The sequence below is a fragment of the Streptomyces sp. NPDC059832 genome (assembly GCF_042731715.1).
Taxonomy (GTDB): Bacteria; Actinomycetota; Actinomycetes; order Streptomycetales; family Streptomycetaceae; genus Streptomyces.
This window is the reverse complement of record NZ_JBHWIY010000045.1, coordinates 1-25,290: the sequence shown is the minus strand read 5'-3', so window position 1 is coordinate 25,290 and position 25,290 is coordinate 1. Positions and strand designations below refer to the sequence as shown.

19 protein-coding genes and 5 pseudogenes are annotated in these 25,290 nt (G+C 69.0%); 12 read left to right on the top strand and 12 right to left on the bottom strand.

Going from position 1 to position 25,290, the window contains the following annotated elements; genetic code table 11:
• Window positions 1-20 precede the first annotated feature (20 nt).
• Both ACFV8T_RS40625 and ACFV8T_RS40620 read left to right on the top strand, forming a co-directional pair.
• Window positions 21-137 (top strand): annotated as a pseudogene (locus ACFV8T_RS40625) (RNHCP domain-containing protein); the annotation flags it as partial.
• Window positions 138-372: 235 nt separating this feature from the next.
• A complete protein-coding gene (locus tag ACFV8T_RS40620; RefSeq protein ID WP_385337574.1) occupies window positions 373-894 on the top strand; it encodes an FBP domain-containing protein in 522 nt (173 codons plus the stop codon).
• Between the two features lie 646 nt (window positions 895-1,540).
• On the opposite strand, the gene ACFV8T_RS40615 is transcribed toward ACFV8T_RS40620, so the two are convergent.
• Window positions 1,541-2,401: a phosphotransferase family protein gene (locus ACFV8T_RS40615; RefSeq protein ID WP_385337622.1), complete on the bottom strand. Its 861-nt coding sequence runs from the start codon at window positions 2,399-2,401 to the stop codon at window positions 1,541-1,543.
• Between the two features lie 500 nt (window positions 2,402-2,901).
• Between ACFV8T_RS40615 and ACFV8T_RS40610 the strand changes: the two genes are divergently transcribed.
• The 3 genes from ACFV8T_RS40610 to ACFV8T_RS40600 all read left to right on the top strand — a co-directional run bounded on the left by ACFV8T_RS40610 (window position 2,902) and on the right by ACFV8T_RS40600 (window position 5,520).
• On the top strand, window positions 2,902-3,126 hold the full coding sequence (locus ACFV8T_RS40610) for a hypothetical protein (protein ID WP_385337571.1): 225 nt from the start codon (window positions 2,902-2,904) through the stop codon (window positions 3,124-3,126).
• A 181-nt stretch (window positions 3,127-3,307) separates the two neighbouring features.
• Window positions 3,308-3,925 carry a UbiX family flavin prenyltransferase gene (locus tag ACFV8T_RS40605; RefSeq protein ID WP_385337568.1) on the top strand — a complete coding sequence of 206 codons (618 nt, stop codon included), beginning with the start codon at window positions 3,308-3,310 and terminating at the stop codon, window positions 3,923-3,925.
• Window positions 3,922-5,520, top strand: coding sequence for an alkyl sulfatase dimerization domain-containing protein (locus ACFV8T_RS40600; protein WP_385337566.1), 1,599 nt, complete (start codon window positions 3,922-3,924; stop codon window positions 5,518-5,520). The genes ACFV8T_RS40605 and ACFV8T_RS40600 overlap by 4 nt, the downstream gene beginning before the upstream one ends.
• A gap of 227 nt (window positions 5,521-5,747) precedes the next feature.
• Here ACFV8T_RS40600 and ACFV8T_RS40595 read toward each other — a convergent pair whose 3' ends face one another.
• A complete protein-coding gene (locus tag ACFV8T_RS40595; protein ID WP_385337563.1) occupies window positions 5,748-6,419 on the bottom strand; it encodes a TetR/AcrR family transcriptional regulator in 672 nt (223 codons plus the stop codon).
• A 61-nt stretch (window positions 6,420-6,480) separates the two neighbouring features.
• On the opposite strand from ACFV8T_RS40595, the gene ACFV8T_RS40590 reads away from it, so the two are divergent.
• The 3 genes and pseudogenes from ACFV8T_RS40590 (at window position 6,481) to ACFV8T_RS40580 (ending at window position 8,284) form a co-directional block, all read left to right on the top strand.
• Window positions 6,481-7,893, top strand: a complete 1,413-nt coding sequence (locus ACFV8T_RS40590) for an MFS transporter (RefSeq protein WP_385337560.1) — start codon at window positions 6,481-6,483, stop codon at window positions 7,891-7,893.
• Between the two features lie 34 nt (window positions 7,894-7,927).
• Window positions 7,928-8,050, top strand: a pseudogene (locus tag ACFV8T_RS40585) (IS5/IS1182 family transposase); the annotation flags it as partial.
• A 72-nt stretch (window positions 8,051-8,122) separates the two neighbouring features.
• Entirely contained in the window at window positions 8,123-8,284 is a 162-nt protein-coding gene (locus tag ACFV8T_RS40580; protein WP_385337558.1) for a flavin reductase, read from the top strand.
• 301 nt (window positions 8,285-8,585) lie between these two features.
• On the opposite strand, the gene ACFV8T_RS40575 is transcribed toward ACFV8T_RS40580, so the two are convergent.
• A complete protein-coding gene (locus ACFV8T_RS40575; protein ID WP_385337555.1) occupies window positions 8,586-8,930 on the bottom strand; it encodes a hypothetical protein in 345 nt (114 codons plus the stop codon).
• Between the two features lie 597 nt (window positions 8,931-9,527).
• Here ACFV8T_RS40575 and ACFV8T_RS40570 point away from each other — a divergent pair.
• A pseudogene (locus tag ACFV8T_RS40570) lies at window positions 9,528-10,211 on the top strand (IS6 family transposase); the annotation flags it as partial.
• 112 nt (window positions 10,212-10,323) lie between these two features.
• Here the strand turns inward: ACFV8T_RS40570 and ACFV8T_RS40565 are convergent.
• From ACFV8T_RS40565 to ACFV8T_RS40530, 8 genes and pseudogenes are all read right to left on the bottom strand, one after another.
• The gene (locus ACFV8T_RS40565) at window positions 10,324-10,587 is read right to left on the bottom strand and encodes a hypothetical protein (protein WP_385337630.1); all 264 of its coding nucleotides are present in this window, start codon (window positions 10,585-10,587) and stop codon (window positions 10,324-10,326) included.
• 32 nt (window positions 10,588-10,619) lie between these two features.
• Complete coding sequence (locus ACFV8T_RS40560) at window positions 10,620-14,894, bottom strand: trypsin-like peptidase domain-containing protein (protein WP_385337552.1); 4,275 nt, start codon at window positions 14,892-14,894, stop codon at window positions 10,620-10,622.
• 38 nt (window positions 14,895-14,932) lie between these two features.
• Window positions 14,933-15,211 (bottom strand): CU044_2847 family protein, encoded by a 279-nt coding sequence (locus ACFV8T_RS40555; RefSeq protein ID WP_385337549.1) that lies wholly within the window; start codon window positions 15,209-15,211, stop codon window positions 14,933-14,935.
• Window positions 15,212-15,416: 205 nt separating this feature from the next.
• The gene (locus tag ACFV8T_RS40550) at window positions 15,417-15,689 is read right to left on the bottom strand and encodes an amidase family protein (protein ID WP_385337619.1); all 273 of its coding nucleotides are present in this window, start codon (window positions 15,687-15,689) and stop codon (window positions 15,417-15,419) included.
• Between the two features lie 25 nt (window positions 15,690-15,714).
• Window positions 15,715-16,050: pseudogene (locus ACFV8T_RS40545) on the bottom strand (MFS transporter); the annotation flags it as partial.
• A gap of 43 nt (window positions 16,051-16,093) precedes the next feature.
• Complete coding sequence (locus ACFV8T_RS40540; protein ID WP_385337546.1) at window positions 16,094-16,603, bottom strand: alpha/beta fold hydrolase; 510 nt, start codon at window positions 16,601-16,603, stop codon at window positions 16,094-16,096.
• A 67-nt stretch (window positions 16,604-16,670) separates the two neighbouring features.
• Window positions 16,671-16,865 (bottom strand): annotated as a pseudogene (locus tag ACFV8T_RS40535) (serine aminopeptidase domain-containing protein); the annotation flags it as partial.
• A 185-nt stretch (window positions 16,866-17,050) separates the two neighbouring features.
• Window positions 17,051-17,377: a RidA family protein gene (locus tag ACFV8T_RS40530; protein WP_385337543.1), complete on the bottom strand. Its 327-nt coding sequence runs from the start codon at window positions 17,375-17,377 to the stop codon at window positions 17,051-17,053.
• A 730-nt stretch (window positions 17,378-18,107) separates the two neighbouring features.
• Between ACFV8T_RS40530 and ACFV8T_RS40525 the strand changes: the two genes are divergently transcribed.
• Both ACFV8T_RS40525 and ACFV8T_RS40520 read left to right on the top strand, forming a co-directional pair.
• Window positions 18,108-20,321: an MMPL family transporter gene (locus ACFV8T_RS40525; RefSeq protein ID WP_385337540.1), complete on the top strand. Its 2,214-nt coding sequence runs from the start codon at window positions 18,108-18,110 to the stop codon at window positions 20,319-20,321.
• 337 nt (window positions 20,322-20,658) lie between these two features.
• The gene (locus ACFV8T_RS40520) at window positions 20,659-22,398 is read left to right on the top strand and encodes an alpha/beta hydrolase (protein WP_385337537.1); all 1,740 of its coding nucleotides are present in this window, start codon (window positions 20,659-20,661) and stop codon (window positions 22,396-22,398) included.
• A gap of 518 nt (window positions 22,399-22,916) precedes the next feature.
• Here the strand turns inward: ACFV8T_RS40520 and ACFV8T_RS40515 are convergent.
• Entirely contained in the window at window positions 22,917-24,500 is a 1,584-nt protein-coding gene (locus tag ACFV8T_RS40515) for an alpha/beta fold hydrolase (RefSeq protein ID WP_385337534.1), read from the bottom strand.
• A gap of 503 nt (window positions 24,501-25,003) precedes the next feature.
• Between ACFV8T_RS40515 and ACFV8T_RS40510 the strand changes: the two genes are divergently transcribed.
• Window positions 25,004-25,267, top strand: coding sequence for a transposase (locus ACFV8T_RS40510; RefSeq protein WP_385337531.1), 264 nt, complete (start codon window positions 25,004-25,006; stop codon window positions 25,265-25,267).
• The last annotated feature ends 23 nt before the right edge of the window (window positions 25,268-25,290 follow it).

The window sequence follows — 25,290 nt, the reverse complement described above, 5'->3', positions numbered from 1 at the left end:
GAGACAGCCGATCGGGGACGCTGAGCATGTCGGTACGGCCCGACGGCTGGTGGGTGATCATCCATCAGCGCCTGCCCTGCGGTGAGCTCGGCGCCAACCAGATCGCCGACGACGACAATGCGCTGGCCTTGGTGCGCCCAGGGTCTTTCGTTTGGATCAGGCCGGGCTCGCGTGCCCCGGTGCCGCACCTCGTCGCGTCGTGGCACAGGACGCCAGCAACGAACATGGTCAGTCCGTGCAGCGTTCCGAGACCCATTCTCACCGGCGAAGCATGGTGAGCAAGCGTGTCGACGCCTCGACGCACAAGATTCCTTCACTCCAGCCCCCGTCTCGATACACGTGGTACCCGTGTGCAACGCGCCAGGAGGAGCCATGCGCCCCATGACCAGGGAAGAGGTGCGCGGCGCGATCGTGAACCTGGACCCAACCGAAAAGAAGGTTCGGCTACCGGCCTGGTTCGACGACGCCCCGTGGCATCGGATCGACTACCTCGGATGGCGAGATCTGCGCGCTCCAAAGCGCGCCTACCTCGTCACCGAGGCTGACGGCCAGGCGTTGGGAGTGCTGCTGCGGCAGGCCCCGAATGACGCGGCACACGGATCGCGCGCGATGATGTGCGATCTGTGCCGGTCCGTCCGCCGGTTCAACGAGGTGTCACTGTTCACCGCTCAACTCCCATCACGCGACAAACGCGAACGCCTGAACGCAGTCGGCCTTCTCCTGTGCACCGATCTCGACTGTGCGGTGAAGATGCACACCAAGCCGATCCGCCATGCTTTCGATCCCCCGTTCGATGAAATCATCAGGGTGCGCCGCGAAGGCATGCGTTCGCGCACGATCGCCTTCATCCGTTCGGTGTCCACCCCCGAACAGACCAAGCGACACAGAAGGTGAACGTGCGCTCGGCCCGCTGGTATTGCTTGGGGTGGGGATTCGGCCGCCGCCGGGGCCGATGGCTTCGTATTCACGATGTGAAGCGGTGCCTGTCGCTCCAGGTTTCTACCCGAACGTTCGAATACGGCCTGGAGGTAATCCTCCAGCCTGGCGGTAGCAGACCGCAGTAGAGGTGGGGGCCGGGTCGGTGGCCAACTGCCCGCCGGTAGTGAGGTATAGGTCCGCGAACCGTGTCCCGGCCGGGAGGCCGTGCAGCACGGCCAGAGCGGGGAGCAGTGCGCCCGGTGTCTGCCGAACGCAGGCCAATTTGCAGTGGACTCAGTGCTGGATTCCTTAAAGGTAGTAGATATACCCGCCACCTACGCCGCCGGTATATCTACTACCTTTAAGGAATCCAGCACTAGCGGGTGTGCCGGGCCGCGATAGTTGGCACTAATTGGGCTGTGTGACCTGGGGCTCCCAACAGCCTGGCCACGCCAGTTGGCACCGTCTGGCCAAGATTCTTGGCATCTATAATGAATTGCCACGTTTGTTGGCACCGGCTCCATGGTTCAGCGCGGCAGAGAGGCCGACGCGCATGGGGGTTGCAACGGCGACAGTCTCGTCGCTTGGTTCCTCGCCGCTTTCACGTGACCTTCGGCGATTTCTACAGACCATCCAGTCGCCTGGTCACTGTGTCGAGTGTCGGCCAAGGAGGACCCTCGCGCAGCAAGCGCAGGAATTCCTCTCCGAATCGCCTCCCATTCGGAAACTGGTCGCCAAGCTCCCAACGCCACGCAGCGACCATCGCGATAACGAGCTGCCGACACTCGTCCAGCAGCCCTTGGTCAACGCTTGGGTAGTGCTCGCAGACAGCCTCGGGGACATGGGCGAGATCGAACTCGACGGGTCCACGGCAGCACGTCTCAAGGTCAATGAACAACGGGCCGTTCTTCGTGCTGAGCACATTGCCTGGATGCGGCTCGCCGTGGAGCAGCTGCTCCACGGCGCCGCGGTCGTCGATCGCTCGTCGCAGGCTTGCCAGCCTGCCGCTGAGGAACACGCGGTCCGCGTCGGTGAGCTCCGGCGAGCGATCCGGGTCGGCGACAACTTCTTCCGCCTCCGTGATCCGGTCCGTGAACCTCGGGCTCCGCACATCGACCTCGCGCATGCCGGCGTGCAGCTGCTCCAGCGCCTTGGCATAGTCGACTGGTGAGGTGTGAGGTGTCACGGGCTCGTAGTAGGTCCACAGCGTCACTGCGAAGCCATCGCGCGTGTACACACGCGGTTCCACCCGAGGTTCCAAGGGACACACCGGGCATCCGACCTCGGTGAGCTGCTGAGCGAGATCGACTTCGAACTGTGCAACCTCTTGTCCCACAGGGGCGACCCGGGCAAAGACGTCGCATGGCGTCAGCCGCAGTGCCAGTTTGTTCGAGTTGTGGAGAACGACTGCATCGTTGGCTGGCAGGTCGAGCGATGCGGCGACCGAAGTCGCAGCCGTGATCGCACGCGTGACGTCGGTCATATCCACCCTCGAATCATGGCATAGATGAGCGAGGGCGACGCCAACCAGCGTGGCCAGGTGCCAACTATCGTGGCTCGGCACAAGCCCTCAGGGAGCGGGGCACCGGGTTGCTCAACAGGTTGCGCATCTAGTTGCGCAACGGGTCGTCCAACGGGTTGTTCAACAGGTTGCCAATTGCCAACACCCCTGACCGGTGTTCGCTGCGCCGCAGGTCACCGCCCGTGGGTCAGCACCGCCCCAGGGCCGACACCTCTCTCTGCAGGAGAGAGGTCACCCTCATCCACCCTCCCCGGGGCAAAGGGAGTGCGCGGATCGGTGAGGTCCAGGTCCTCAACCAGGCGGCCCGTACGCCGGGCCCGCCCCGACCACGGGCCCGACCACGGGCCGACGTAGACCGACCACAGGCCCGACCACCGCAGGCCAGGGCCAACACGCTGCTCCTGGACCACGATCCCGGCGGCCGCGCCAACCGGTGATGTGCTGCCCGTACGATGACCGACATGACCGTCCGCCGCGCCCTTGGCGCAGGCTCCCAGGCTCCCGCGCCCAGCATCCGCGCCGCCCAGGCCGACCTGCTCGGCGCTCTTCCCGGAGAGCGCCTGTCCGACCTCGACGAACTGCGAGCCCGAGGCGTACTCGGCACGCGCCCGGCGGCGCCCCCGTCTCCGCGGCGGACCCTCGGAACCGGCCGCGCCGACGAGGAACTGCCCCACCATCCCGCCTGACACCTCCTCAGCGACGGGGTGGTTCTATCCACGGATCGGATCCCGACAGCAGATGTACGGCACTTCGGGAGGCGGCCCGCCGCTGCCGAAGTCGATGTTCACGAGAACGGGAGGCATCTCGTCCCCGGCAGGCGTGGCTTGTAGGGCCCAGCCCCGTTGGTGAGGGTGGGGCCCTGGGCCGGTGAGTATCGGTGCCACCGGGGCCCCGCTCGCTGTTCGCCTACTGGAAATCCTGCGGGAGGTGCCGCAGGTGGAGACCCATCTCGTGCTGAGCACCTGGGCCCGCTCCACCATCGAGGTGGAGACGCCCTACACCAGCAGATCCTTCGCCGAACTCGCCGATGTGACACACAAGTTCGGCGATCTGGGTGCCACGATCTCCTCCGGCTCCTTTCCGGTCGCGGGCATGGTCATCGTCCCGTGCAGCATGAAGACGCTTTCGGCGGTGCGGCATGGCCCCCTGGCCGACAACCTCATCGCCCGCGCAGCCGATGTCACGCTGAAGGAACGCCGCCCGTTGGTCCTCGTGCCCAGGGAGACACCGCTCAGCGAGATCCATCTGGAGAACATGCTCGCCCTCTCACGCATGGGAGTCCGCATCGTCCCCCCGATGCCGGCCTTCTACGACATCCCGAACGGCATCAGCGACCTCGTGGATCACATCGTCATGCGGATCCTCGACCAGTTCGATCTCCCCGTGGGCACCGCGGACATCGCGGAGCGGTGGCAGGGTCTGGTCCATACGCGCAGTCACGGACCCATGTCAGGAACGGATCGGCTGCAGCAGCGCAGCCCATGACCGCACCCAGGGCACGGCGGGCGTCCGCTGCGAACAAGGACGGCGCGAGTCCGGCCTCGGGGCACGGCAGCGTCGAACTTCGTATGCCCGATGCGGAGGAGGACGAGCTCGGCGGTGTCGACCTGCTCCGGTCCTCGCTCCGCGCGGCGGCGCAGCAGCTCGGCTGGAGGGCCGAGAGTTTCGCCATGGTCGGCACCCAGCACGGGACGATGGTGGGGGTGGTGGACCGCCGCGACGTTCCCGCCCCATTCGCTGAGGCCCACCAGCCGGTCCCGCAGAAGGGCTGGCAGAGTTCGTACGTCATCCCGTGGCGGCCGGAGCTGTACAGGTTCGACGGGTTCGGCTTCCCGCTGGTCTTCCAGCTCACGCCGGGGACCGAGGCGCCGGCGGAGATGAACATCTACTTCCCGGACGCCAGGTCGCTGTGCATCGCTGAGAACGCCACGCACACCATGCACAACATCCTCAGCCCGCGCGGCGCGCAGGTGCGGGACGCGCACTCCTGGTCGAAGTACCTCACCGAGGCCATCCAGACCTTCGGCAAGGACACCGACGTCCTCTTCGCCTCGCACCACTGGCCGATGTGGAACGAAGAGCAGGGCAACGAGCGCATCCTCGAATTCCTCAACAAGCAGCGTGACATGTACGGCTACCTCAACGACCAGGCGCTGCGGATGATCAACGCCGGCTCCACGGGGACCGAGATCGCCGAACAGCTCCAGGTCCTCCCGTCCGGCCTGAACGACCAGTGGTACAACCAGGGCTACCACGGCTCGATGAGCCACAACCTCAAGGCCGTCTACCAGCGCTATATGGGCTGGTACGACGGCAACCCGGCCCACCTGTGGCAGCTGCTGCCCACGAAGGTCGGCGCAGCCTATGTGGAGGCGATGGGCAGCGCGGAGGCTGTCGTCGACACCGCTCAGCGGGCCTACGACACCGACACCGCGGACGGCTTCCGCTGGGCCGCCGAACTCCTCAACCACGTCATCTTCGCGGCCGCCGCCGAGGACGGCAGCCCGCCCGCCGAGCCGCCGGTCACGCGGGCCAAGAAGCTCCAGGCCAAGGTTCTCACCCAGCTCGGCTACGGCAGCGCGAACGGCACCTGGCGCAATGCCTATCTCACCGGCGCCCAGGAGGTCGTCTACGGTCCTCAGCCGCTGATCACCAGTCAGACCTCCGCCGATCTGATCCGCAGCACGAGCCTGGAGCAGTACTTCTCCGTGCTCGCCCGCAGTGTGGACGGGCCGGCGGCCGCCGAGCTGCATCCTGTCCTGATCGCGCTCAACTGGGTCTTCACCGACGCCGACACCGGTGCCGAGACCGGCGAGAAGTGCACCACGACGCTCCGCAACGGTGTGTTGATCTCCATGGCGGGCGGTGACCGCTTCGTCGAGACACCGCAGGCCACCATCAGGCTGAGCCGCCAAGCGCTCAACGAGCCGGCCGAGACCCCGGGCTTCAAGCAGAGCTTTGAGCAGGCGCTACAGGACAAGAAGATCACGCTGGGGGGCGAGAATGCCCAGGAGGCGGCGGACGCCGTCTTCGGCACGCTGACCATCCCGGATCCGAAGTTCCCGATCGTCACCCCGTAGTCGCGGAACTGACGCCGCCCATCGGGCAGCTCCACGGCGCCGTCCGTAAGCCGGTCCGAGGCGTCGACCGCGGGCCGGGGCTCCGGCAATCCCCCCGGTGCCGGTACTGCTCATGCCGGAGGAGCTGGTGATCGGCGTCGTCAGGACCGGAGCGTTCCATCCCGCCGGCCCTGATCTCCGGCTGCTGGCCGCCGACTGGGACGCGGCGGAGCTGGGGGTGGCCCGCGTCACCCCGTGTGGCGGTGGTGGATCTGCGGATCTCCGTCCTTCTTGCGGCTGATCTCCACCAGCCTCGGATAGTCGACCGCGACTCCCCGCAGCAAGGTGTGCACAGCCTGCTCCGCCTCGTCGTCGCTGGTGACGGCGTGGCCGAACAAGGCGCGGTAGTGGACCAGCGAGGCGAGCAGGTCGAGCAGCAGGTCCCGGTCGACGTCGTCGCGCAGGTCGCCGCGCGCGATGGCGGCGTCGAGGACCTGGCCGACGGCGGTCCGGGGCGGGTCGAAGAGGGCGGCCATGAACGTCTCGCGGCGTTGTGGATCGTCGCCGTAGTCGGCGAGCAGTGAGGCGAGTGCGGCCGGTGGCATGCGCTGGAATGCGGCGACGTACAGCTTGATCGCGTCACTGAGGTCGCAGATCGTGCAGTCGGTGGCGGGGGGTTTGAGATGGCCCAGGCGAGCGGTCAGGGCGTCGAGCACCAAGCTGGGCAGGGTGCTCCAGCGCCGGTAGACGGCCGGCTTCGTCGTGCCGGCGTGCCGTGCCACGGCCTCCACGGTGAGCCGGGCGTACCCGACCTCGTCGAGGAGATCGAGCACCGCGTCGAGGATCGCCTGGTCGATGGATGCGTCGCGCGGGCGACCGCCCGGGGCCCGACTGCTGGGTGCATGTTTCGCTTCAGCCATCCCACCAGTCTAGTGTTATGTTACGTTTCGGAACGTAATGAATCCCTCGGAGGGGAAGCGTGTGACCACCAGAAGTGAAGAGCCGACTGCGTCACCGTCACCAGCCGGATGGGGAACGTTGCTCGGCCGCGAACACGGGGCGGTCGCGGCGACGCTCGCGGCCGGAGTCGCGCTGCATGCCGTGAATGTCTACCTGGCGACCACCATCCTGCCGTCGGTCATCGCCGACATCGGCGGATCGAACCTGTACGCCTGGGCCACCACGATCTTCGTGTTCGCGTCCGTGCTCGGGTCGACGGCCGCGTCCGCCGTCCTCGGAGCCCGCGGCCCGCGCTCCAGCTACCGCTTCGCGACACTGCTGCTCGCGGCCGGAACAGTGGTCTGCGCGCTCGCCCCGACGATGCCCGTCCTGCTGGCCGGACGCCTCATCCAGGGCATCGGAGGCGGCCTGCTCTTCGCTCTCTCCTACGCCATGGTCCGCATCACGCTGAACGAGGCACTGTGGCCACGCGCCATGGCGCTCGTCTCCGCCATGTGGGGCGTCGCGACGCTCGTCGGCCCCGCCCTCGGCGGCGTCTGCGCCCAACTCGATGTCTGGCGCGGCGCGTTCTGGGGGCTTCTGCCGTTCCTGCTCTTCTTCGCCTTCTGGGGCGCGATGCGACTGCCCAAGGGGACGGCGGGGGAGTCGGCCCCGCGCATTCCCTGGGCGAGCGTGAGCCTGCTCGGCCTGGCCGTGCTGCTCATCTCCGCAGCCAGCATCTCGTCCCGGCTCGCCGTCAACGCCGCCGGTCTCCTGGCAGCCACGCTGCTCCTGGTCGCCTGGCTGCGACGTGAGCGGCGCACGATGCTCCGGCTCATCCCAGCCACCGCATTCGGCCCGGACGCGCGGCTGCGGCTCGTCTACGCCACCATGGCCCTACTGGTGCTCTCCAGTACCGTCGAGGTCTACGTGCCCTACTTCGGGCAGCGGCTTCAAGGGCTCGGACCGCTGGCGGCCGGGTACTTGGGCGCCGTCCTGGCGGCGGGCTGGACGCTCGGCTCGATCGCGTGCAGCGGCATGCAACACCGCAGAGGGTTGATCATCGGCACCGGTCCGGTCTTCTCCCTGATCGGGCTCGTCGTACTCTTCTTCACCGGCCCGGTGCACTCGGGCGCGATCACGACCGTCGCGGCAGTGGGCGCCGGGCTGCTCCTGCTGGGCTGGGGCATCGGCATGGCATGGCCTCATCTGCTGACCCGGGTACTGCAGTTGACGCCGGAGAAGGACCAGGACCTCGCCGGTTCCTCGGTCACGACGATCCAGCTCACCGCGACCGCCTTCGGATCGGCGTTCGCCGGGATGGTCGCCAACGTGATCGGATTCTCCGACGGCGCGGATGTCACCGACCTGCAGAGCACAGCACGCTGGATGTTCGGCCTGTTCACGCTCGCATTGCTGGCCGCTGTGATGACGGCGCGGCGCGCCCGCCGTTGAGGCAGGCCTCCGGGAGTCGTCTTACTGGCAGGGCAACGAAGCAGGGCGGACGGTCAACCGACTCAAGGACTTCAGGGCCGTGGCCACGAGGCACGACAAGCGAGCCTACGTCTTCCATGGCACCGTCACCGCCGCCTTGGTCCGTCTATTGCTGTGATCCATAAGGGACTTGAGGGAACTCACATGCGGTTGACGAGCGGACTGCGGTGATTAGCGGCGCTCCACAGGAGTGGGCCGTTTGGCCACCGGCGTAGCAGTGATCACGACCGAGGTCGACGGCGAGCCGCACGGCATGACCGTGAACTCGCTGACCTCCGTGCCACTGTATCCACCTCGTCGAATCGTGCGAACGGACCGGACCGGCCCTCAGGATGGCGGCGCAGACGGATGAAGGTCCCCATCCAGGCGATCAGCGGCCCGCTGTAATCGGTCGCGTCCAGCGGCCCCAACCAGTCCCGCCCGACTCGTTCCCCGAAGCGACGGCAGAACGCCCCGTCCGCAGGCAGCGCCCGCGGCCGCCCGGCCCCGCTACCCGCCCACGCCAGCCCGGCCATGGTCGGGTCCAGCAACGCGTCCGCCACAGCAACCACCTCGGGGAGGACGGCCGCATCCCTCCTCACGATCCGCCACCGCTCCAGGTCATCCCGGCGTTTCCGCCCGCGATCTGGTGCAGGCGCCGCGGCCAGACCACTTCACGCTCCCAGCACAGGGCCCTGATCCCGCCACCGGGCCACGACCGCATGCGCCAGCGCGAACACCTCCCCGGGCCCCATACCGGCCCGCACCGCACGACGCACCACACCCGCCCACCGCCGCTGCGCCGCGACCACCTCCGGAAGACCGCGCAGGCCGAGGTGCTTCAACGGCTGGTCGGCGTCCGCGTCCAGCTGGCACCGCCCGTGCCGGACACGCACCCGCTCCCACCGTGGTGCGTACCGCACCACCCGCACCGCCGCCCCCGTACGCCGGGCCGCACACAGACAGCACCCGAACGCCACCGGCCCCACCACCGCACCCCCGACACGCCACACCGCCAACGGCGCCCCACCTTCCCCGGCGGAGAGCTTGGCGTCCTCCCGCCCCAGGACGGCAACGCCCGCCCCAACACGTCCTGCCCGACCTCGCTCAACCGGGCCAGTACCTTCTGCCCCGCCGCGTTCAGCACCACCTCGCCATCCGCCCGCACACCCCCGCCCTCATGCCGGGGCCGCGAACCACGCCACCGCCAGCACGACCACAGGGCCTTCGCCTCCATCCCGTAGCGAACCGCGATGCGGTCGATCAGCGACGACGTCGTCTCCCCGGCAAGAGGAGCGACACGGAAGACCCCGGATACCGCACTGCTGCAATGGACAGTCCCGCCGCTGTCAGATACCTGCGCCCCTCTCGCTGCTACCTGGCACCCAGACTGGCCCGAGCGACTTCAGGACGTCCGGTGAACAGCGAAGACCAGCCCCGTCCGGCATCAGAGGCCGGTTTCCTGCTGCGGGGGTATGCCGATTGCGGTGCCGCCAGGGAGTTGTCGGCACGCCCTGAACCGGCCGGTGGCTTCGTTGCCGCCGGGTAGCACCACCCGCACCACCGCGCCGCCGCCAGGACCTTCTTCGGCACTGTCACGTTGGCTGACCCGTGGGATGATCTTCGGGTTGATCACGTTGGGGGAGCCGTCCGTGGCGGGTGCACCGCCGTCGTACAAGGGGCACCGGCACCCGGTCGAGGTCATCTCGCACTGCGTGTGGCTGTACTTCCGGTTCCCGCTCAGTTTCCGTGAGGTGGAGGAGCTGATGTTCCAGCGCGGCGTGACCGTCTCTCACGAGACCGTGCGCCGCTGGTGTCTGAAGTTCGGCCAGGCATGCGCCAGCGCGCTGCGCCGCCGATGGCCCCGCCCCGGGGACAAGTGGCATCTGGACGAGGTCTTCATCAAGATCAACAGCGAGCAGAAGTACCTGTGGCGGGCGGTCGACCAGGACGGCAATGTCCTGGACATTCTCGTTCAGAACCGGCGGGACAAGGCCGCAGCCAGGCGATTCTTCCGCAGGCTGATGGCGAAGACGGGCAGGGTGCCGCGGGTGGTCGTCACCGACAAGCTGCGTTCCTACGGCGCCGCTCACCGCGAGGTCATGCCCTCGGTGGAGCATCGCTCGCACAAGGGCCTGAACAACCGGGCCGAAAACAGCCACCAGCCGACGAGGCAACGCGAACGGGCGATGAAGGGCTTCCGCAGCGTGGGCGGGGCTCAGCGGTTCCTATCCGCGTTCAGCGGTATCTCACCCCACTTCCGGCCCCGACGCCACCTGATGACCGCATCCGAACACCGAGCCGAAATGACCACCGCTTCACCATCTGGGAGCAGATCACCGGCGTCACCAGCCGGCCTACCGCGGCCTGAGCCCAGGCCGGCACCCGGCCCCACCACATCTCGACGCACCATCAGACACCCACGCACCCAACAACGTGACAACGCCCGACGAGCCGCTTGGCGATGTCGCGCAGACTCAGTTCCTGGCTGCGCAGGTGGAGGGCCATGGACAGCATGTCGTTGTCGGTGACGCCCGCGCCGCCGATGGTCTTGCCGCGTTTGCGGGCGGACTCGTGTCCTTCGAGGGTGCGGTCGCGGATGTGCTCGCGTTCCATGCCGGATCGGGGCAGCGAGGTCGTCCTCAAACTCAGTGACTCGCTCCTGGCCAGGGACATGGTTCGGACCTCGTCATGGCCTCGGCCACGGTTCAGGGGCAGATCCGGTGGTACGCGACTCCGTCGGGGACGTAGCGGCGCCATTCCCCTTTGGTCAGGGACCGGCCCGCGATCGTGCAGGCCTTGTGGGTGAGGGTGATTAGGTCGTTGAAGGCGTCGGTGTCCCACAGCCGTACCGTCAGGTCGGAGCTGCTGGTGGCGAGGGTGTTCCCGTCCGGGGAGAAGAGGGCCGAGTGCACGACACCGGTGTGGCCGGTGTACAGGGCCAGCTGCTGGTGGGTCTCGATGTCCCAAAGGCGTACGGTGCGGTCGTCACCGGTCGTTGCCAGGGTCTTCCCGTCCGGGCTGACGACGGCCGACCACACAATGCCGGTGTGGCCGGTGAGGGTGGCGAGGCGGCGGTGTGTGGTGACGTCCCACAGTTTCGCTGTGGCGTCCCGGCCGCTGCTGGCCAGAGTTTTCCCGTCCGGGGTGAAGGCCAGCGACTGCACCATGTCGGTGTGACCCGCGAGCGTCGCGATGAGGTGGCGGTTCTGCACGTCCCACAGCTGCAGTTTTCCGCCTCCGCCTGCCGTGGCTAGGGTGCTGCCGTCCGGGCTGAAGACAACGGAGGCGATCATTTTACTGACCGCGTCGAGTGTGCCGAGCCGACGGTGGCTCCGGGCATCCCACAGTTGCACGGACGAGGGCTGGGAGCCGTTGGTGACGAGGGTTCTGCCGTCCGGACTGAAGGTCGTCCAGCCGGCCCCGCCGGAGATGGGCGCCAGCTGGCGATGGGTGCGAACGCTCCACAGGCGGGTTGTGCCGTCGATGTAACTGCTGGTGGCGAGCGTTTGACTGTCGGGGCTGAAGCGGACGAACTGCGCGGGCCTGCGGTGGCCGTCGAGGGAGGCGAGTCGGCGGTGGGTGCGTGCGTCCCACAGCAGGACCGCCGGACTGTCATGGCTGCTCGCGGCGACGAACCTGCCGTCTGGGCTGAACCGCACCGAGCTCACCGAGCCGCTGGCTCCGGTCAGTCGGCCCAGCGCGTGCCGTGTTCGGGCGTTGTACAGGCGCACGCCCCCGTAGTCGTCACTGACCGCCAGCATCTTCCCGTCAGGGCTGAAGGTGGCCTTGGGTTCCGACACCATGGTCCGGGGTTCTGAACCGGCCGGCCGGGCGATCGTGGCGCGCGGCTGCCCGATCCTCATGTCCCACAGCCGGACCGTGGCGTCCGCCGATCCGCTGGCCAGCGTCGCGCCGTCAGGGCTGAACGCGAGTGCGTTCACGGTTCCGGTGTGGCCGTTCAGCACGGTCAGGGCGACCCGCGTCTGTACGTCCCACAGCCACACGGCCTGGTTCTGGCCCGCGCTCGCCAAGGTCCGGCCGTCCGGGCTGAACGCCAGGGCGAACACGGTGCCGCTGGGGCCGGTGAGCGTGGCCACCGAGCGGTGCGTACGCACGTCCCACAGGTGTGTCGTGGCGTCGTTTGCCCCCGTGGCCAGAGTGCCCCCGTCGGGGCTGAACGCCAGCGACTGGACCCAGCCCGTGTGACCCTTCAGCGTGGCGGTTCGGCGCTTTCTCTGTACGTCCCAGAGCTGCACTGCGGACTTGTCGCTCGCGCTGGTACGGAAGCTGGTGACCGTGGCGGCGAGGGTCGTGCCGTCCGGGCTGAGGGCGAGGTCGGAGAGCAGGACACCGTCGTCCTCTTGGTGGAGCCGGAGTTCGCCGGTCTTGCGATGGGTGCGGGCGTCCCAGAGCACGATTCTGCCCCGTGGGCTGCCGGTGACGATCATGGCTCCGTCCGGGCTGTAGGCCACCGGGCTCCAGGCGTCGGTCAGGACGGCAGTCTGCTTGCCCGAACGGACGTCCCACAGCCGTGCGGTCCCTCCGCCCGCCGTGACAAGTGTCCTGCCGTCGGGGCTGAACGCCACTGTCTGCACCTGGCTGCTGCGGCCGTCAAGTGAAGCCAGCTGCTGGCGCCCTGCTATGTCCCACAGTCGTGCCGCGCCGTCGTCCCCGCCGGTCGTGAGGGTCTTTCCGGACGGGCTGAAGGCCACCGACCGCACCCCCGCGCTGTGCCCCGTGAAAATGGCCCGCAGGGGTGAGGACACCGTGGACAGGAGCTGGGCGCGGGTCGCCGAAGTTGGGGAAATTCGCTGAGCGGCAAGGGCGAGGCGGGCCGCCAGGGCCGGGTCGGCGTTGGCGTACTGCCGGCTTTGTTCCGTCAGGCTCCGAGTGGCTGCCAAGGCCCGCTGCTCGCTGCTGCTGCGGGCGTTGAGGCTGGCCAGGCCGGCCGCAATGAGGACGAGCGCGGTGAGCACAGCGAAGCCCGCGAGCACTAGGCGGCGCCGACGGGCGAGGCGCTGCTGAACCTGGGCACTGGCCTCGACGAACTCGGCCTCGTCGGTGGACACTTCGGTGGCGCGTGCGCCAATCCACCGCCGCGCCTCCGCGATCTGCTCCCGGCCGAGGGCCAGTTCACGCGGCCGGCCCTGTTCTTGCCAGGCCTGCAGGGAACGGCGCAGCGTCTCCTGCCAGCTGCGGAACTCCCGGTTCTCCTCGACCCAGCGCTGCAGCCGCGGCCACATTTCCACCAGTGCCTGGTGTGCGAGCTCAGCGGTGTCCCGCCCCGTCGGGCGGCGCGTCACCACGACCAGCCGCGTGCTGGCCAGCCGGTGGATCAACGCCCAGTCGCCTGCGGAGAACTGGGTGCGCGCGGCGACACGGCGGGTGTCCGGGCCGCGCTCTCCGGCGTCCAGCTGCTCGCCAGGACGTACGAGCTGGATGAAGATCCGCTCCAGCGCCTGCCGCTCGGCCTCGTCCGCCCAGTCCCACAGACTGTGCTCCGCATCTCCCGCCAGCGCCCCCTCCACGCCACCGAGGTCCTGGTACGCGGTGGTGGTCAGCCACCCGCGTTCCTGTCGCTCCCACAGCTGGCTCAGGGCGTACTCGAGCATCGGCAGCGCGGCCGGACCGGGCGGGGTGTCCCGCAGCAGCTGCTCGACCAGGCCGTTGGCGAACCGGACCCCCGCGTGCCCTTCCAGCGGACGGGTGATCGCCTCTCGCAGCTGTGCCCGCATCATCGGCTGTACCACCACGGAGGTGGCTTCCCATGCCGTCCAGAGGTGGGAGAGCTGCTCGATCTGCCGGAGGAAGTCGATCCGGGTGACGACCACGGCCTGGGCGGGGCGGCTGCCGTCCGTGCGGCGAGCCGTCAGAACCCCGAGCATGGCGTCCAGCCGGCGGGCCGTGTCGGGCGCGTCCGCGAGCAGCGTTTCGAACTGGTCGGCCACCAGCACCAGTCGCGACCGTCCGCCGCGGCGGGCCAGTGTCTGCTCCACAGCGGTACGGATGCCCTGCTCATCGGTGAGCTGCCGAGCCAGCGCCAGCCAGCGGTCGTGCCAGCCCGCCTGCATGGTGTCCGCGTCTCCCGCCGAGGCCAGGGCCCAGGCCAGCAGCTCCTCGGCGGAAAGGCGCAGCCCATGAGGCAAGCGGGCGATCACGTACCGCTCGCTGTCAAGGTGTCCGAGCAGGCCGGCACCGACCAGCGAGGACTTGCCGACGCCGGAGGGTCCGAACACAGGCAGGATGGGTACCTGCTGCTGCTCGAGGAGCTCGATCAGCTGCTGCGTCTCGTTCGTACGGCCGTGGAAGACGGCGCGGTCGTGCTCGGTGAACGGCAGCAGTTCGCGGTACGGGCTGTCCGCCAGCAGCCTTCTGCGCAGCTCGGGCCACTCCCGGGTGAGGGACTCCACGGTGAGGGCATAGCCAGTCCGGCGCCGCTGGTCCCCCTCGACGGCGACGATGATACCGATGACACCGCCGTATTCCTCGTCCCACACCGGCGCCCCGCTAAAGCCGCCTGCCAGCGGGAACGGTGCCTCTTCGACACAGGTCAACTGCCACCAGCCGGTACCCTCGCGGCCCTCGACGGTGCCGCGGGTCCAGATCCCGGCGTCCTTGCTGCCACCTCGTCCCGGCAACTTCGGGAAGCCGAAAGCCCGCCAGCGGTGCCCGGCCAGGTCCTCCGCCTCCACGATCCGCAGAGGTACGGCACCAGGCGGGGGCTCGCCGTTCAACTGCAGAACGGCGACATCGCCGCTGCTGTCACCAGCCACGGGAACGCTGAAATGCACGGAGGCCGTGGCCTCGGGACGCCCGGGCAGCAGCGGGAAGTCGAGGGTGACCGGGAGGAGGTCCGGCAGCGGTTCGTCGTCCGGGAGCCCTGCGGTGGAGGCGACGACGTGTGCGCACGTAAGCAGCAGCCGGTCGGGAATCAGGAACGCCACCCCGACCGGACGGCCATCATGAAGCACCCGGGCCATCCCGCGCTCCCACGCGGAGTCCGGCTCACCTGCCGGCGTCACGTGCTGCCCTCGGGGCGGCCCCACTCCAGCTCCAGCTTAATGTGCGCGTCCCCAGATCCCTTCGCCACGACCAGGCCCGCCTCTGCTGTCACCCGCAGTCCGAACTCCGCACGGACGTGATCAGGCTTGCGTGGCAGATCCGCCAGCCGCTCCAGCATCGTGGCGGCCACCCGCTGCACTCGGGCCATCCCCGACTCGAACGTTTCGGCGGAGGTCTCGAAGAGTCCGTCGCCTCGACTCGCCCGGATCACCCCGGATCCCTGCTCGTCAGACAACTCAACGACGAAGGCCTCACCGTCTTCGAAGGGGACACTCAGGTACACGCGATTCCTCTCTGCTGTGCCATCAAGTCGACTGAAAAATAGGGCAGTTGTAAGGACCTTCCCGACCTGTCATGGTAGCCCCGATCTCCGGCAGTGGCCCCTTTCCCGGCATTCCTGAGATATGCGTGATGACTGCAATGCCGCGGACAGGGCGTTGTCACGAGGCTGTGCGCACGGAAACTCCGCCTCTGCGGATTGCGCCGCGAGGGCGGCCGTTCACGGGCCGCGGCGTGGCGAATGCGTCGACCAGGGCCGCGGCGTCCTCGACGGTCCGGGCGAGTGCTCCGCTGGTGGTGAGTCCACTGACGTCGTATGCCGTGGGCCCGGCGTGGACGAGACCGCGGCTGGGTTTGAAACCCACCACGCCGCATGCCGAGGCGGGGCCGCGGACCGAGCCTGCCGAGTCGCTGCCGTGGGCGATCGGGGCCAGCCCCGCCGCCCTGCTTGGCGTAGTCCGAGATGAGGACCGTGGCGCAGGTCGCGACGCCCGAAACGGCGATGCCGAGGAGGAAACGCGACGCCGTGATCGCGTACAGGTTCTCCAGGAAGGCCCCGGCGTAGCCGGCCGTCCCGTAGCCGGCCAGAGCGATGAGGAAGAGCCGCTTGCGACCGAAGCGGTCGACGATGGCGCCCATGACCGGAGCACACACTCCCGCAGCCAGCGCCGGCAGCGTCAGCATGAGGCCGACCAAGAACTGGGCGTGGGGAGTGTGTGCGAACCGTTTGAGCATCTCAGGCAGGCTTGCCGCGATTGCTGTGGTCCCGATGATGGTGATGGAGCTCGCCGACATCAGTGTCAGCTCGCGCAGTCCGGCCAGGACTTCACGGTGTGGGCTACCTCGCCGTCAGCGTGTGGACGAACGAGACCAGGTGCTGGGCCAGCAGGTCCGGCTCGGCGAACTGCACGGCGTGCAGGGCGTCGATGAACTCGATCACCGGAGGCACCTTGGTGAGGCGCTCCCGAAGGAGGTCGGCGACGGCGATGTGGTCGACGAGACGGTCCTGGGTGCCGAAGACGGCAAGGGTTGGAAGGGCTTCCAGCCGGTCCAGGGCCTCCCACGACCAGGCGGCGAGTTCACCCCAGACGGTCACCGTGCTCTCCGTCACCCGACGCAGGGTGAGCTCGTCCTCGGTCGCGAAGGACAGCCACTTCTCGTCGGTGGTGAAGTCGGAGGGCTGGAGTGGGACGGGTACATACGCATGCTCTGGGTTGGGGGAGATCCCCAGCTCGGCCACGATGCCGCGGACCGCCGCGGTGCTCATCCGCAGGACGTCCGCGTAGCGCTCGCCGAACACGAAGCCCGGCGAGACCATGAGCAGGCTCTCGATCTTGTTCTCCGGCAACAAATCGGCTGCGGCGATGCAGGCGACCTAGGCCCCGAAGCAGGCCGGCCAGGTGGACCCGCTCGTAGGAGTCCGCGAGATGCCTGATCAGCGCGGTGACGTCGGCGATCTCCCGTTCCTTCGAGGGAAGATGTCCGCGGGTGTCCTGATTGAGGCCCGAGCCGCAGCGGTCGACGGCCACGAAGGTGAGTTCCGGCGCCAGTTGGCGTATGGCATCGGCCAGAGGGGCCTGCCACTGGGAGTGGCTGACTCCGCCGTGCAGCAGCAGGATGACGTCGCCGCCTTGTGGCTTTCCTCAGCGCCGGGCGTGCGTGAGGTAGCCGTCGGACTGCTGGAAGACGTCGACCGCGTCTTCCACGGGCAGCAGAGTTGTGCTCATGGTGTCCTTCCGAAGGGTTTGCAGGCAGCCGCGGTCGGGAGGCCGCAGCTGGAGGTCCCGATGAGGGGTCAGGCCGTCTGCTGGAACGCCCACGCGTCGATCTCGACGCGCAGTGTCGGGGCGGCCAGGGCGCTGACGTAGAGGAGCGTGGTAGCGGGCAGGTGGTCGCCGAAGAATTCGGCGACCACGGCGCGGCGTGCCGCCGGGTCCATGTCGCCGACCAGGTAGAAGGTCAGCTTCACCAGGTCGCTCACCACCATGCCGACGGCGTCGAGGTTGCTCCGGAGGTTCTCCAGGGCGACGCCGATCTGCTCGATGGGGTCCGGTGGCACACTGCCGTCCTGCCGCATGCCGATCTGCCCTGAGAGCACGAGCCAGCGGCCGGGGCTGCTCACTTAGATCTGATGTGTGTACTCCGCGACCGGAGCGTGCACGTCCTGTGGATTGCGGCTGATCATTCGGTCTCCGTCTTTGCTATGTGGTCGAGCATCGCGCGGTACCGCTCGGCCAGTTGGACTAGATCGTCCTCGCCGACTTGTCGTCCGTCGGCGTTGAGGGTGAGGACGATGCGTTCCTGGTGGATGTGCCAGTACGGCAGCGAGCGCCACCACCGGGTGGCTGCGCCGGACGAGCAGCGGCAGGGCTGCCAGCGCGACGAGGAGGAACCCGGCCACGCTCACGGCGTATCGACCGTCGGGGTCGTCGAAGAACACGTAGCTGAGCAGGTTCATTGTGTAGGCCCCGCCGGTCACGAGTGCGTCGTTGCGGGACGACGGCGGCCCGGCGCTGTCGATGTGCAGCGGCTCCCGGGCATCGCCGGGCCCGATGTGTCGGCGCCTGCGTATGTCCGTTCTCCCTGTGTCCGGCCTCACGGCCTCCGGTACAGAGTTGCACAGCAGCTGCAGCGGCAGCACGGGTGGCAGCACCGTCGGCGGCAGCTCGCGGCCCGCGACCAGGATGGGGACCAGGACCTGGGTCCTGGTCCCTGGCCGGGGCAGGACCCAGGGCCCCGGCCCGGATCATCCGCTGCCAGGACGCTTCCCGGCCCCTCGGGGTGATGGTCTGGAGACCGGCCGGGAGCCCCCGGCAGCCGTCCGCATTCAAGTCCGTCCGCCGGAGGACCTCGTGATCCGCGCCCTGACCGGATATTCCACCAGACACCCATGGAAGGTCATCGCCCTCTGGGCGGTGCTGGGGGTCGTGATGAGCGCCCTGATCCCGACCCTGATCGGCCGTGTCACCCAGCACCGGACCGGGGACTTCCTGCCCCGCTCCTACGACTCGGCCGCCGCGCTCCGGATCGCCGAAGAACAGTTCGGCGTGAACCCCGACGCCACCACGGTGACCGTGCTGGTCGCCCGGTCCGACGGCAAGGCCCTCGGCGCCGCCGACCACAAGCGGGTCGAGGCCGGGGCGGCGAAGCTGGGCCGGCACCGGGTGATCATGCCCAGGGAGGACGACATGCCTCGGTTCCTGGTCCCGGACCGCTCCCAGACACCCAGGATCGCCCCGTCGATGACGGCACCCGACCGGAGCTTCGAACTGCTCTCCGTCCAGCTGACGGGGAATCCCGCGGACCAGGGGGTCCAGGGTGTCTACCGGGCCTTCCGGGACGCCGCCCGGACACAGTTCTCCGAGGCGGGGATGCGCACCGGCTTCACCGGGAGCCTCGCCGACACCGTCGACACCACCGACGCCCACGAAACCGCCGCGAAGGTCGGGGGCGCCCTCCTCACGGCGCTCATCCTGCTGATCAACGTGCTGGTGTTCCGCAGTGTGCTGGCGGCCCTGCTGCCGCTGCTCGCGGTCGCCATGATCGGCTTCGTGGCGGCGGGAACCGTGGCGGGCGCGGCGCTGCTCACCGGGCGCAAGCTCGACGCGAGCACCCCGGGGCTGATCAACGTGGTCCTGCTCGGCATCGGCATCGACTACCTGCTGTTCCTGCTGTTCCGCTTCCGCGAGCAACTGCGCGACCGGCCCGAGCAGTCCGCCCGCGAGGCGGCCGAGGAGGTCTCGGGCCGGGTGGGCACCGCGATCACCTCGGCGGCGCTGACCATCGTGGCCGCGTTCGCCACGCTGGGCCTGGCGACCTTCGGGCAGTTCCGCTCGCTGGGCCCCGCCATCGCCGTCGCGGTCCTGGTGATGCTGCTCGGCAGCCTCACCCTGCTGCCGGCGCTGCTCGCGGCCGCCGGGCGCAAGATGTTCTGGCCCTCCCGAACCCTTCGCCACAAGCCGGGCGAAGGACGTGCCGCCCGCTTCGGCACGCTGGTCACGCGACGGCCGCTGACGATGCTGACGGCCTCCGTCGCCCTGCTCGCCGCGCTGGCCGCCGGGCTGACCGGCATCCGCATGGACTACGGCCGGGGCGGCTCCGACGACGCGACCCCCGCCGCGAGCACCGCGGCCGAGATATCCCGCACACTGCCGGCCGGAGTGTCGGACCCGACGAGCGTCTTCGTCACCGCCAAGGACGGCGACACCCTCACCACCGGCCGGCTCGACGGCCTCTCCCGGGCACTAACCCGGGTCCACGGCGTGGGCAAGGTCGCACCGACCGTCCTGAACAAGGACCACCGCGCCGCCCGGATCGACCTCTACCCGACCGCCGACCCACAGAGCCAACAAGCCCGCGACCTGGCCTCCGGACCGATCCGGGCCGCGGTCACCCAGCACACACCCGCCGGAACGACGACACACGTGGGCGGGACCGCGGCGATCCACGCCGATGTCACGACCGCCGTCGACCACGACCTGAAGACCGTGTTCCCGGTCGCAGCCGCACTGATCGCGCTCATCCTCCTGCTGCTCCTGCGCAGCCTGCTCGCACCGGTGGTCCTGATGCTCTCCGTCGGGCTCGGCTTCGCCGCCACCCTCGGCGCCGCCACCCTGCTCTTCCAGCACGCCCTCGGCAAGCCGGGCGTCGACTTCACCCTGCCCCTGGTGCTGTTCCTGTTCGTCGTGGCCCTGGGCACCGACTACAACATCCTGATCAGCGACCGGATCCGGGAGGAGATGCGGCGACCGGGCCCGGCCCGCGCCGCCGTGGCCCGCGCGGTACGGCACACGACACCGGCCATCGCGACGGCCGGCCTGGTGCTCGCCGGCTCCTTCGCCACCCTCGCCACGACCCCGGGCAACGAGCAGATCGCCTTCGCAATGACGCTCGGAATCCTGCTCTCCGCGCTCGTCCTCTCGCTGGTGCTGGTCCCCGCCCTCGCCGCCCTCCTCGGCCGGAGCATCTGGTGGCCGGTCCGCCCACGGCCCACCAAGGGCGGCCACCCGCAGCACCGTACGAACGCACCGGCCCCGGACCCCCGCCGGGTCATGATGGCGGACTGACCGAACGGCTCAGGTGACCCGTGAGCACCTCATCTGTCCGGCGTGGACTCGCATGGTTGAGCGTGCGCACCCGTGACAGCCACCAGATGTTTGAAGAGCCGTCAGAAACACCCTAGAAGCCCACTGGAAATCTTGAAATCGCGCCCGACCCGGGCAGGTTTGCCCCGATCGATATTTAGGGGCGAAGCGGTTGAGTCAGGCAGTCATAACAAGATCTTCATCGGACTTCTGGGTCCACAGCAACGAGGTGCCCGGTACCGAGCCGAAGCCGACTTCCGCGCCGCCCTGGACACCGCGTTCCGCGCCACCGACCGTACCCACCAACCCAAGGAGACCTGTGACCATCCTCAGCCTCACCGCGCGGCGCGCCTCCGCCGCGAGCCTCACCCTCGCCGCCTGCTTCATCACTTCTCCCGCCCTGGCCTCAGCTTCAGAGGCCCCCGCCAAGAACGGCACCGGAGCCGGGCTCGACCAGTACTACCGGCAACACCTCGGCTGGGGCAGCTGCGTCACGGGCCCCGCCGACACGACGGGCCGCGATCTGGACAAGGCCGGTGTGCAGTGCGCGGACGTCACCGTGCCGCTCGACTACGCCCACCCCGCAGGACGCACGATCACCCTCGCGATATCCCGGCTCAAGGCCACTGACACCCACCACCGCATCGGATCGATCCTGCTGAACAACGGCGGGCCGGGCGGACCTTCAGTCCAGTCGCCGCCGGACGCCCGCAAGGCGATGAAGGACGTCGGCGCGCGCTACGACATCGTCGGCTTCGACCCACGCTTCGTCGGCCGCAGCACCCCACTGGACTGCGGCTGGCCCGTCGGCACGTCCTGGTTCTCGGCCGGCACCAGCCGGGCAGGCTTCGACCGCCAGGTCGCCCTGCAGAAGAGCCTTGCCAAGAAGTGCCGCACCCATGACGCCTCCGTGCTGCCGTACATCAGTACCCGCAACACGGCCCGTGACATGGATGTCGTCCGCGGCGCGCTCGGCGAGCGGAAGATCTCCTACCTCGGTTACTCGTACGGCACCTACTTGGGCACGGTTTACACCCAGATATTCCCCGGCCGCTACGACCGCGTCGTGCTCGACGGCGCGGTCGCCCCCGCCAACTACGGCCCCCGCCTGACGAAGGGCACCGAGCGCGCGAGCGAGAAGGCGCTGTCCGCCTGGGCCGCGTGGGCGGCGGACCACGACGCCGAATACGGCCTCGGCCGCACCCGCGCCCAAGTGCTCACCACCGTCGACCGCGTCCTCAAGGCGTCCGCCAGCGCCCCGCTGACCGTCGGCACCGGCGCGGACACCTTCCGGATCGACGACACCCAGGTGCCGGTCCTCCTCTACTCCAGCATCGGGGACGACACCGACCCGACCCGGGCGTTCCTCGCCGAGCAGCTGGCCGTGCTGAGCAGGGCCGCACAGGGCACGGCGCCGACGCCGCTCTCGCCGGAGTTCGCCGCGACGCTCCGGTACCTACTGCACGGCGCGGCCGAACCGTCGGGAGTCCAGGCCGCGGTCCTCTGCGGGGACGCGGCCGCCCCGCGCGACCCCGAGGTCTACTGGCGCGACATCGAACGCAGCCGGGCCGCGCACCCGGTGTTCGGACCAATGACCAACAACATCGGCCCCTGCGCCTTCTGGGACCGCCCCCGCGAGGAACCCACCCAGGTCCGCCGCGACGCCCCGGTACTGATCGTGGCAGCCACCGGCGACCCCCGCACCACCTACAAGAGCAGCGTGACCCTGCACGAGCAACTGCCCGGCTCCAAGCTGCTCACCCTCAAGGGCGCCAACCGGCACGCCCTCTTCGGCCGCTACGGCAACGCCTGCGTGGACGACGAGGTCAACAGGTACCTGGCTACCGGCAAACTGCCGACGAAGAATCAGACTTGCGTCAAGCGCGCTGGTGAGGTGTCTTCGTCGGATTTGATGACGACGAAGGCGTTGTCCGCGCCGATGAGGGCGTCGATCAGCATCAACACCGCGGCGATCAATGGTGTAGCCGGCGCGCTGATCGTCGCTGGTGGCGGCACCGCCGTCGCAGTACGCCGCCGCAAGACCCGCCGCGCCGCCTGAGCGGAACCGGCGCAGCCCAAAGGCGGCATCCCCTCGGCGGGGTGCCGCCCTTCGCCAGCGTCTGGCCCACCGTCATCCGCCCCCAACCCCGAACCGCTCCCGCAGCATCCGGACCTCGGTATCGGCCAGCACTCCGAACCAGCCAGGGAGCACTGCGACCACTGAACCGTTCCGGGTTTGATCGAGGCTCGGTGTCCTGCGACACGCCGGCGGCGACTGGACGACCGCCGGCATCACGCACCCAGGTCCGCAGCGTCTCGGGCTGACGTTCAGATCAGCCGCGACGTCCTTGAACGTCCGCCTGCCGGCCGAAGCCCGCCACAACGCGATCACGTCGGACCAGAACTCCGCACTGTACTGCCGCGGGGCCCCCGAACCCGGACACTGGGTCAGAACGTCACTCGCGGGCCCGCCCCGCGCGTACAGCCGGTGTGCGGGGCAGGCCGTTCCTGTCGAAGCTCCCCCTCAAGATGGGTGTGGCTCCTCTTGAGGGGAGTTCCTGATCAAGGAATGTGCGCTCACCTGGGCTGAAGCCCGGCTTGTTTGGAGCAGGTCCGGTCGTTGGCGGGTAGCCGGCCGGTGGCCAGGTATTGGTTGACCTTGTTGTCGACGCAGGCGTTCTCGTACAGTCCGTAGATCGCGTGCCGGTTCGCACCCTTGAGGGTGATCAGCTTGGAGCTCGGCAGCAGGCCGTGCAGGGCAACGGCACCCTTGTGGGCGGTGCGCGTATCGCCGGTGGCGGACACGATCAGCGCCTTGGCGTCGTGCTTCACCTGGGTGGGCTTCTCGCGGGGCCGGTCCCAGAAGGCGCACGGACCGATGTTGTTGGCCAGCGCGCCGAAGCGCGGGTACGCGGTCCGGCTGCGCTCGATGTCCCGCCAGTAGACCTCGGGGTCGCGCGGGGCCGCCACGTCCCCGCAGATGACCGCGGACTGCACACTGCCGTGGTGTGACTGCTCGCCGGTCAGCGCGAACCGCAGCAGCCCGGCGAACTGCGGTGACAGTCGGGTCGGCTGCCCGGCCGCGGCCTCGTTCAGCACGGACACCTGCTCGCCGAGGGCCGCGCGGGACGCGTCGGTGTCGCTGTCGAGGCCGGCGAGCAGGAGGAACGGGGTCTGGGTGTCGTCAAGTTGGAAGGCATCCGGGGCGCTGCCGACGGTCAGCGGTGCGCGCGCGGATGCCCTGATGACGCGGTCGATGGTGGCGAGAACCTGGGCGCGGGTGCGGCCGAGGCCGTAGGTGTCATTGCGGGCGGCAGCCCAAGAGGCCCAGTCGGCGAGGGCCTGCTCGTTCTCACCGACGGCCTCCCGGAGCAGCCGGGGGCCGTACTTGCGTGGGTCGATGGCGCCGTCCAGGACCATGCGGTCGGTGCGGCCGGGGAACATCTGGGTGTATACGGTTCCCAGGTAGGTGCCGTACGAGTAGCCGAAGTAGGAGATCTTCTTCTCGCCGAGCGCGCCGCGGATGACGTCCATGTCGCGGGCGGTATTGCGGGTGCTGACGTGCGGCAGCACGGAGGCGTTGGTGGCGCGGCACTTGGCGGCCAGATCCTTCTGGAGGGCGACCTGGCGCTCGAAGCTCGCCCGGCTGTGACCGGCCGAGAAGAGATTGGTGCCGACGGGCAAACCGCAGTCCAGCGGGGTGCTGCGGCCGACGAAGCGCGGGTCGAAGCCGACGATGTCGTAACGCGGGCCAACCTTCTTCATCCACGCGTGGAATTCCGGCGGGGATTCGAGGGCGGTGCCACCGGGGCCGCCGTTGTTGAGCAGGATCGAGCCGATGCGGTGGCGGGTGTCAGTGGCCTTGAGCCGGGATATCGCGACGGTGATCGTACGGCCCCGGGGGTCGGAGTAGTCGAGCGGCACGGTGACGTCCGCGCACTGCACGCCGGCCTTGTCCAGATCGCGGCCCATGGTGTCGCCCGAGCTCTTGGCGCAGTTGCCCCAGCCCAGGCGCTGATCGTAATATCGGTCGAGCCAGGCTTTGGACTTCGACTTGGTGGGGGCCGGCGCGGCCGTGGCGGTGGGGGCCGTGCCGAGGCAGGCGACGAGGGCGAGGCCCACCGCAGAGGTGCGGCGCACGGCGGGGCTGGAGGTGATCACGAAGCCTCCTTGCGGTGCTGGATGTTGTGTTCGGAAGTGCCAGTCGTATGTGCCGCGTCCGCCGTGGGTACGGCAACCACCACCACGCCCGACGGGACAGCCGACACCGCTGCAGACCGGGCCGGTCGGTGCCTGTCGAAGGGGGATCTCTTCGCCCCGTTCCGTATATGTCTCACACCGTAGACGCTATGCGCAGCAGTAGCCCCCACTCACTACGGCTGTCCCCCCAATCCCGGTGCGGCCATCCCCAGCAACGGATCGTCCACGGCCCTGCATTGAGACCATGACAACAGCTCAACACCCCGGACGGCACTGTCACGTTGACTGACCGGGTGGGGTGATCTTCTGATTGGTCATGCTGGGAGGGGCCGTCCGTGGACAGCGCGCCGCCGTCGTACAAGGGGCACCGGTACCCGGTGGAGATCATCGCGCACTGCGTGTGGCTGTACTTCTGACCTTCCTCTCGTAGCGTGGAGTCCGCGATTGCAGGGGGGGTGAGGGTCATGGGGTCCAAGGAACGGGCGTGCGACGCCGAGTTCCGTGAGGGTGCTGTACGCATCGTGATCGAGACGGGGAAGCCGATCCCGCAGGTCGCCGACGAGCTCGGAGTCCACGCGGGCACGCTGCACGGCTGGGTCTCGCGCTGGCGCCGAAAAGGGTCGGCCTCCTCCGATCGGCCTCCTCCGGTCGGCCCGCGCAGGAGGCCGCCGGCGGGCGGATGCGGGAGAGCGAGCGGGGCGAACTGGAGCGGCTGCGGCGGGAGATGAGCGAGAAGAACAAGCGGATACGC